The organism is Oleiphilus sp. HI0061 (assembly GCF_001635675.1).
In genome coordinates this window covers 1-8,711 of sequence record NZ_LWFE01001322.1, presented here as the reverse complement: position 1 = coordinate 8,711, position 8,711 = coordinate 1, and the positions used below count along the sequence as shown (strand labels likewise).

The 8,711-nt window shown below is 47.1% G+C and carries 5 protein-coding genes; 4 read left to right on the top strand and 1 reads right to left on the bottom strand.

Features of this window, described 5'->3' with window-relative positions; all coding sequences use genetic code 11:
• From A3735_RS20900 to A3735_RS20885, 4 genes are all read left to right on the top strand, one after another.
• Nucleotides 1-1,022: acetyl-CoA C-acetyltransferase (locus A3735_RS20900; protein ID WP_068638569.1), on the top strand; the 1,022-nt coding region annotated here is incomplete at its 5' end.
• A gap of 13 nt (nucleotides 1,023-1,035) precedes the next feature.
• Nucleotides 1,036-3,189 (top strand): 3-hydroxyacyl-CoA dehydrogenase NAD-binding domain-containing protein, encoded by a 2,154-nt coding sequence (locus A3735_RS20895; protein ID WP_197475970.1) that lies wholly within the window; start codon nucleotides 1,036-1,038, stop codon nucleotides 3,187-3,189.
• Nucleotides 3,190-3,264: 75 nt separating this feature from the next.
• Nucleotides 3,265-4,410: an acyl-CoA dehydrogenase family protein gene (locus A3735_RS20890; RefSeq protein WP_068553075.1), complete on the top strand. Its 1,146-nt coding sequence runs from the start codon at nucleotides 3,265-3,267 to the stop codon at nucleotides 4,408-4,410.
• 18 nt (nucleotides 4,411-4,428) lie between these two features.
• Nucleotides 4,429-5,604: a CaiB/BaiF CoA-transferase family protein gene (locus A3735_RS20885; RefSeq protein WP_068509416.1), complete on the top strand. Its 1,176-nt coding sequence runs from the start codon at nucleotides 4,429-4,431 to the stop codon at nucleotides 5,602-5,604.
• 74 nt (nucleotides 5,605-5,678) lie between these two features.
• On the opposite strand, the gene mfd is transcribed toward A3735_RS20885, so the two are convergent.
• Nucleotides 5,679-8,711: transcription-repair coupling factor (gene mfd / locus A3735_RS20880; RefSeq protein ID WP_068638567.1), on the bottom strand; the 3,033-nt coding region annotated here is incomplete at its 5' end.

Genomic DNA, 8,711 nt, shown 5'->3' with positions numbered 1-8,711 from the left:
GCGACCAAGGTGCTGATATCGCAAAAACTGCAGCATTGGCTGCAGGATGGAATGATGATGTTGCAGGTGTTGTCCTTAATCGCTTTTGCGCATCGGGGCTCGAGGCGGTTAACACCGCTGCAATGAAGATTCGTTCAGGTTGGGAAAATCTCGTGGTCGCTGGGGGTATCGAGTCTATGTCACGAGTCCCGATGGGGAGCGATGGTGGTGCTTGGGCAATGGACCCCGAAACGAACTTTAAAACGGGTTTTATGCCGCAGGGCATTGGTGCAGATTTGATCGCTACCTTGGGTGGATACTCCCGTGAAGACGTCGATGCCTTTGCTATGCGTTCGCATCATAAAGCAGCGGCGGCTTGGGAACGCGGCTCTTTCGAAAAATCTGTGGTGCCGGTCGTTGATCGTAATGGTATCGAAATTTTAGCGAACGATGAGTTGGTTCGGGCGGATGCATCCATGGAGACCTTGGGTAAGTTAAAAGCTTCGTTCCAGATGATGGGCGAGATGGGCTTTGACGGTGTTGCTCGTCAGCGTTATCCGCAAGTTGAGTCAATCAATCACATCCATTCACCTGGTAACTCCTCGGGTATTGTTGATGGTGCTGCAGCTGTCTTAATTGGTAGTGAGGCTGCTGGTAAAAAATTCGGTATGGAACCACGGGCTCGTATTGTTTCTACAGCTGTTGTTGGAACTGACCCGACGATTATGCTCACAGGTCCTGCGCCCGCTGCACGAAAAGCACTTAAAGTAGCTGGCATGGACGTTAAGGACATCGACTTGTTCGAGGTGAACGAAGCATTCGCCTCTGTGGTCATGCGCTTTATGGACGAACTAGAAGTGAGTGAAGAAAAAGTAAATGTTAATGGCGGTTCAATCGCGATGGGTCACCCTTTAGGCGCAACAGGCGCAATCATTTTGGGTACGTTACTAGATGAGCTCGAAGCGCGTGACTTAAAGACTGGTCTAGCGACCTTGTGTGTCGGCGGTGGCATGGGTATCGCAACGATTATCGAAAGAGTTTAAGAGGAGAACGGCCGTGAGTATAAATAACAACACGAGTTCAGTGATTGTAGAAAAAGATCAAGATAATATCGTTCACTTAATTCTTGATAAGCCCAATTCCGGTGCCAACTTAATGGACCAGGAATTTACAGACTCCTTATGCGCAGCAGTCGAACAACTTCGTGATGAAGACTTCGCAGGTGTGCTATTCCGTTCAAATAAGTCGACTTTCTTTGCCGGTGGCAACCTTGATGACCTCTATGCAACTACACGTCAAAATGCCTCGGTTCTGTATAAGATGGTTGACCGCCTAAAACTGGCAATGCGAGAGCTAGAAACATCTGGTAAGCCGGTTGTTGCTTGTATCAACGGCGCTGCACTTGGGGGGGGGTGGGAGCTTGCGCTTTCGTGTCATTACCGTGTCGCTTTAAGCAAAGGTGTGACGCTAGGTCTACCTGAAGTGACGCTTGGCTTGTTGCCCGGTGGTGGCGGTGTTGTCCGTATGTCTCGTCTCTTAGGCCTTCAGGCGGCATTGCCGTTTTTGACCGAAGGCAAACAGTTCAAACCTGAGAAAGGTAAAGACCTTGGTTTGATCAATGAGATTGTGGGTACACCTGAAGAACTTGTTTCTTCGGCTATTGCTTGGATTAAAGCCAACCCTAAAGCCCAACAACCTTATGATGTAAAAGGCTATAAAGTGCCAGGAGGAAAACCTTCAACGCCTGCCTTAGCGAAGATGTTACCGATTGCACCCGCAATGATGCGCGAAAAAACCAAAGGCACCATGCCAGCTCCTGAGTCGATTCTCTCGGTAATGGTTGAAAGCCTACAAGTTGATGTCGACTCGGCAATGCGCATTGAGACACGATATTTCGTTGAGCTGGTTTGTAGCAAGGTAGCGAAGAATATGATCGGTACTTTCTGGTATCAACTCAATGAAATCAAGGCGGGGGCAGCGCGTCCTGATGGCGTAGAAGCGTCAAAGGTGAGTAAGGTGGGAATTTTGGGCGCCGGTATGATGGGTGCAGGTATTGCCTATTCATCAGCAGCTAAGGGCATTGAGGTCGTGTTAAAAGATGTTTCAGTAGAAAATGCTGAAAAAGGTAAAGAGTATTCTCGGAAGATCCTTGATAAGAAAGTGAAAAAAGGACGCTTGAGCAGTGATAAGCGTGATGCTGCCATGAACGCCATCCTGGCGACCGATAATGCGCAGGACTTGAAAGGCTGTGACCTAGTCATTGAAGCTGTATTTGAAGACAGAATTCTAAAAGCAAAGGTCACACAGGAAGCTGAAGCGCAATTAGAGTCATCAGCTGTATTTGCTTCGAATACCTCTACCTTACCCATTACTGGTCTTGCGGAAGCCTCTGAGCGACCAGAGAACTTTATTGGCCTTCATTTCTTTTCGCCAGTCGACAAAATGCCGCTGGTAGAAATCATCTGTGGTGACAAGACCTCAGATGAAACACTGGCCAAAGCTTATGACTACGTTTTGCAAATTGGTAAAACGCCAATCGTAGTTAATGACAGCCGTGGATTCTTCACTTCCCGTGTTTTCGGCACTTTTGCAAACGAAGGGATCGCCATGTTGGGTGAAGGGATACCGGCCGCAGCGATCGAAAATGCAGCCTTCCTGGCAGGTTTTCCGGTAGGACCGTTGGCAGTGACCGATGAAGTTAGCATGACCTTGATGGAAAAGATTCGTAAGCAAACGATTAAGGATCTTGAAACGGAAGGCAAACCTTATCTGGCGCACCCAGCCGATGAAGTTGTAAATAAGATGCTTGCGCTAGAACGTGCAGGAAAACTTGCGGGTGGTGGTTATTACGATTATCCGGCTCAAGGTAAAAAACACTTATGGTCAGGTCTAAAGGATAAGTTCGAACAACCCGACCGTGAAGTTAGTGTTGATGAGATCAAAGATCGCCTGCTTTACATTCAAGCGATTGAGACTGTCCGCTGCGTCGAAGAAAAAGTACTGACCAGCGTTCGAGACGCTAATATCGGCTCCATCATGGGAATTGGTTATCCGGTCTGGACGGGCGGCATCTTGCAGTTTATCAACCAAACAGGCTTAGAGTCTTTTATTGAAAGGGCCGAAGCCTTGCATCAGCAATGCGGTGAGCGATACGAAGTCCCTCAACTGCTTAAAGATATGGCCCGAGACAATTTGACGTTCAAAGACTAGCTAAATCTATATCAACCAGTTTGTGAGGTTTTGGGCCTCACAAGCTTTGAATAATTCTAAGAAAGGTAGAAAAAGATGATTAAACGAACAGTATTTGAATCTGAACAAGAAATGTTTCGCGATGCGTTTAAGAAGTTCCTTGAAGCTGAAGCTGTGCCTCACCACGAGCAATGGGAGAAAGACGGTCAGGTATCTCGTGAACTATGGAAGAAGGCTGGTGAACACGGCTTTTTAAGCCCAACTGTCCCAGAAGCATACGGCGGTGTTGAAGGTGACTTTCGTTTCAATGCGGTGATCGATGAAGAAGTTGCTAATTACGGCTTAAGTGGTATCGGCTTTGGCTTGCACTCAGACATCGCGGTGCCTTACATCATGGCTTACGGTTCCGAAGAGCAAAAGCAAAAGTACCTGCCGGGTTGTGTTGATGGTTCAATTGTGACCGCGATTGCCATGACAGAGCCTGGCACCGGTTCTGACTTACAAGGTGTGAAAACCAATGCTGTGTTAGACGAGTCAGGCGAGTTCTATACACTCAATGGTTCTAAGACCTTTATCACTAATGGACAGTTAGCAGATTTAATTATCGTGGTGGCTAAAACTAACCCTGAAGCTGGCGCAAAAGGTACGAGCCTTCTGTTAGTTGAGGCAAACTCACCCGGCTTTGAAAAAGGCACCAATCTTCATAAGATCGGTATGAAGGCACAGGATACGTCAGAGCTATTCTTCCAGGATGTAAAAGTCCCAAAAGAAAACGTGCTAGGTGCTGAAGGCATGGGCTTTATCTACCTTATGCAGGAGCTACCACAAGAGCGGCTATCGGTAGGCTTAAACGCGATCGCTAGTGCAGAGTCGATTCTTGAGCAAACAGTCGCATACGTTAAAGAGCGTAAAGCCTTCGGCCGTGAAATAGCATCGTTCCAGAACACCCAGTTTAAGCTTGCCGAAATGTCAGCAACCTTGACGATGGCGCGTGTATTTGTCGATAAATGCTTAGAGCTGCATATTAATAAGCAACTAGATGTGGTGACCGCAGCGAAGCTTAAATTATTGACTACCGAGATTCAGTGTGACGTGATAGATGAATGTTTACAGCTACATGGTGGTTACGGCTACATGTGGGAGTATCCGGTTGCGCGCGCTTACGCAGATGCGCGTGTTCAGAAGATCTATGCTGGTACAAATGAAATCATGAAGTTGATTATCGGCCGCTCGATGGTCTAAAGGAAGTAGGGGTAAGTAATGTCACAACCACTCAAGGGAATTAAGATTCTCGACTTTACCACCTTATTACCGGGCCCTTATGCAACGCAATTGTTGGCAGATATGGGCGCAGAGGTTGTAAGAGTAGAGTCACCTACGCGACCCGATCTACTAAAGCTCTTGCCGCCAATGGTAGGTAAGGTTTCTGCCTCGCACGCCAGCGTTAATCGCAATAAGAAAACGATTGCTGTTGATTTAAAGCATGAGAGTGCAAAAGAGATCGTTCATAAGTTGGTGAGTGAGTTTGATATTGTGATTGAGCAATTCAGACCAGGTGTTATGGCGCGTCTAGGTCTGGATTATGAGGCCTTGGTAAAGTTTCAGTCTAAATTAATCTATTGCTCGATCACAGGCTATGGTCAAACAGGGCCCTTAAAAGATCGGGCAGGGCATGATATTAACTATTTGGCTTTGTCGGGCTTAGCCAGTTTCTCTGGCAGAAAAGAAACCGGTCCCACTTTATCTGCAACACAGGTTGCCGATATTGCAGGTGGTTCACATCATGCCGTAATGGCGATTCTTGCCGCAGTGATTGAACGTGCTTCTACTGGAAAAGGCCAGCACCTGGATATCAGTATGAGTGATGCGGCCTTGGCGCTGAGCACGATGTTCGGCGCCAACGCGCTAGTCAGTGGCAAGGACCCAGCGTGTGGCGAAGAGATGCTCAACGGTGGTTTATTCTACGACTACTACCAGACGGCAGATGGCAAGTATATTTCGGTCGGTAGCCTGGAACCAAACTTCGCGATGGTTTTGCTATCTACCCTAGGTTTGACAGCTTACCAGAATAAGATTGCCGACCAACGAGCCGAAACCCAAACAGAAATCAAGGCAGCAATTGCAGCAAAAGTGATCGAAAAAGACCAAGCTCACTGGAATGACGTCTTTGGCAACTTAGATGCTTGTGTAGAACCTGTATTGAGTATCAACCAGGCTGCAGCGCACCCTCACTTCATAGCGCGGGGCATGATTACCACCGCTGTAGATGAGACAGGCAACGAGATTCAACAAATAAATAGCGCATTGCCATTTAAGTCTGAAGGCATAAAGCAAGCAGGGAGACCTTTGGGGGCAGATACCTCAGATGTATTAAAGTCTTTGGGCTATAGTGATGAGCAAGTTCAGGGGCTTAGAGAGGGGAAGTGTGTTAAGTAAGCATATATCTCGCTGTGAACCTGACTCGTGCTAACCTGCCAGCGAGCCGTGGAAGGCTCTGCCTACAGCTGAGGCTAAGTCGGGGCCTTGCTCAATAACGCAATCAGCGCTTCAATCTCACTTAATTTCTCTTCTGCGTTCTTGGCCTCAAGCTCAAACTTAAGTTTTGTGGCGCCTTCTAGCTTGTACTTTATCGGGTTCTTTTGCACTAGCTGAACGATGGCCAAGGGGTCGACTTTCGTGTCTTTTGAAAACTCAAAACTACCGGAGGTCTCGCCTGCGTCGATTTTATCGATGCCAACAGGATCGGCTTTGAGCTTCAGCTCTGTTTGACGCATTAGGTTTTTCACAGCGTCAGGTAACATACCGAAGCGGTCAATCATTTCGACTTGAATGTCTTTTAGGCCGTCCTTATCGGCAGCGTTAGCAATACGTTTATAGAGTACTAAACGCATATGTACGTCTGGTAAATATTCGTCAGGAATAATTGCGGGAATACGCAGGTTCACCTCGGTGCCATGCATTGGGTTCTCAAGGTCGAGCTCTTTTCCTTGTTTAAGCGATTTAACGGCTTGATCTAGCAAGTCCATATATAGGGTAAAACCGATATTCTGAATCTGGCCGCTTTGTTCTTCACCTAATAGTTCACCTGCACCACGTATCTCTAGGTCGTGCGTTGCCAACATGAAGCCCGCCCCAAGTTCTTGCGAGGCAACAATTGCTTCAAGTCGTTTTTCAGCATCGCCACTAAGTTTTTTAGAGCTGGGTGTCATGAGATAGGCGTAAGCCTGGTGGTGTGATCGTCCGACGCGTCCACGTAACTGGTGTAGCTGTGCCAAGCCGAACTTATCAGCTCGGTCTATCATGATGGTGTTGGCATTAGGAATATCGATGCCGGTCTCAATGATGGTTGAGCAAACTAAAACATTAAAGCGCTGGTGATAAAAGTCTGACATCGCGGTTTCAAGTTCACGCTCACGCATTTGACCGTGGGCAATGCCAACTCGCGCTTCAGGTACCAGTTTAGTTAAGTACTCAGCTTCTTTATGAATATTTTTAACATCGTTAAATAAGTAGTAAACCTGACCACCACGCAGAATCTCACGCAAGAGAGACTCTTTGATCAAAGCATCTTCGCGCTCACGAACGAAAGTTTTTACTGACAGACGCTTAGCAGGTGGTGTGGCGATAATCGATAGATCGCGTATGCCGCCCATCGCCATATTTAAAGTACGCGGTATTGGCGTGGCGGTAAGGTTTAAAATATCTACGTCGCTGCGGAAAGACTTAATCTTTTCTTTCTGCTGCACACCGAATCGATGTTCTTCGTCAATAACCAAAAGACCAAGGTCTTTGTACTTAACATCTTTTTGAATCAGCTTGTGGGTACCGACAATAATATCTATTTTTCCAGCCTTTAGGTCTTCCAGCGCTTTAGCCTGATCTTTTGGAGAGTTGAATCTTGATAGCACATCGACTTTAACCGCCGTGCCTGCAAATCGATCTTGGAAAGACTCGTAATGCTGCTGCGCAAGAAGTGTCGTAGGAACGAGCACTGCGACCTGCTTACCCGAGTAGGTTGCGACAAATGCGGCACGCATCGCCACTTCAGTTTTACCAAAACCAACGTCTCCGCAGACGAGCCGGTCCATCGGCTGTTCGCGTGTCATATCGCGAAGCACTGCCTTAATCGCAGCTTGCTGATCGGGTGTCTCTTCAAACGGGAAATTGGCGCAGAAGGCGCGGTAAGCTTCACCAGGTTTATCACATTTAAATCCGGAGCGTGCTTCACGCTTTGCATAAACTTCGAGCAATTCTGCGGCCGTATCACGAATTTTCTCTAAGGCTTTTTGCTTTGCTGCACTCCACTTTTCAGTTCCCAGACGGTGCAGCGGAGCGAGTGATTCGTCAGTTCCGCTATATCGAGAAATAAGGTTGAGGTTAGATACAGGAACATAGAGCTTGGCTTCGTTGGCATACTCAAGCATTAGAAACTCATCGACTTGATCACCCACTTTGATCGTTTCTAAACCGCGATAGCGGCCAACGCCATTATCAATATGTACGACCGGCGCGCCGATGGATAATTCCGTCAGGTTTTTCACCATCATTTCAGAATTATCACTAGATTTCTTACGGCGTCGGCTCTGTACAACTCGCTGGCCGAACAATTCTGTTTCGGTGATAACCTGAAGTGACGCTTCTTGCGAAATAAAGCCGTGCGACAAACTGCCAGTTACTAACTGTACCTGGCTGTCTGTTTGCAGAAAGCTTTGCCAGCTTTGAGTGTCTTCGAATGCGAAGGCGTACTGTGTGAACAACTCGCTTAGTACTTCACGTCTGCCCGCGGTTTCAGCAATGATCAGCGTCTTACCGGCAAAGGCGTCTATTGCCGTTTTAAGCGCACTGAGTGGATCGGTATTTCTGTCATCGACACCTACTTGCCCTAGTACATCAAAAGGTAAGTTTGATTTACCTGCACCTTCACTTAATCTCGCGGTGGATAAGGTTAACCTTGGGTGTTGCTTTAAATCAGAAAATAATTCGTCAGTTGTCAGGAACAGGTTTCTAGGCGGAAGAATAGGGCGCTGGATATCGTGCCTTCGATCTTCGTAACGGCCGTTAATATCGCTCCACACATGATCTAGCAATTCAGGCATGTCACTTGGCGTAATGACAAGTGACTGTTCAGGTAAATAGTCAAACAGTGTTGTCATCTCTTCAAAAAACAGCGGGCTGTAATATTCAACGCCGTGTGGTTTGATTCCGTCTTTGATATCTCGATATAAAGGACAGTTTGATGCCGCATTTGGGAACTGCTCTAACCAACGGTTCCGAAAACTCATGCGGCTTTTATCGTCCCATGGGAATTCGTTTGCAGGTAAAATCTTTAGCGATTTGATCTTATTTTTTGAACGCTGGTTATCCGGGTCGAATGTACGCAGGCTTTCTATCTCATCATCAAACAACTCGATACGAACGGGTTCTTCACTGCCCATAGGGTAAAGGTCAAAGATTGAGCCTCGTATTGCGTACTCGCCATGCTCATAAACGGTATTAACATTTCTGTAGCCAACTTCTTCAAGCATACGGCGGTACTTTTCAAG

What these genes read in the sequence shown, in the direction of transcription:
- A3735_RS20885 (WP_068509416.1), top strand. Translation starts at nt 4,429, where the DNA reads ATGTCACAACCACTCAAGGGAATTAAGATTCTCGACTTTACCACCTTA.
- A3735_RS20890 (WP_068553075.1), top strand. Translation starts at nt 3,265, where the DNA reads ATGATTAAACGAACAGTATTTGAATCTGAACAAGAAATGTTTCGCGAT.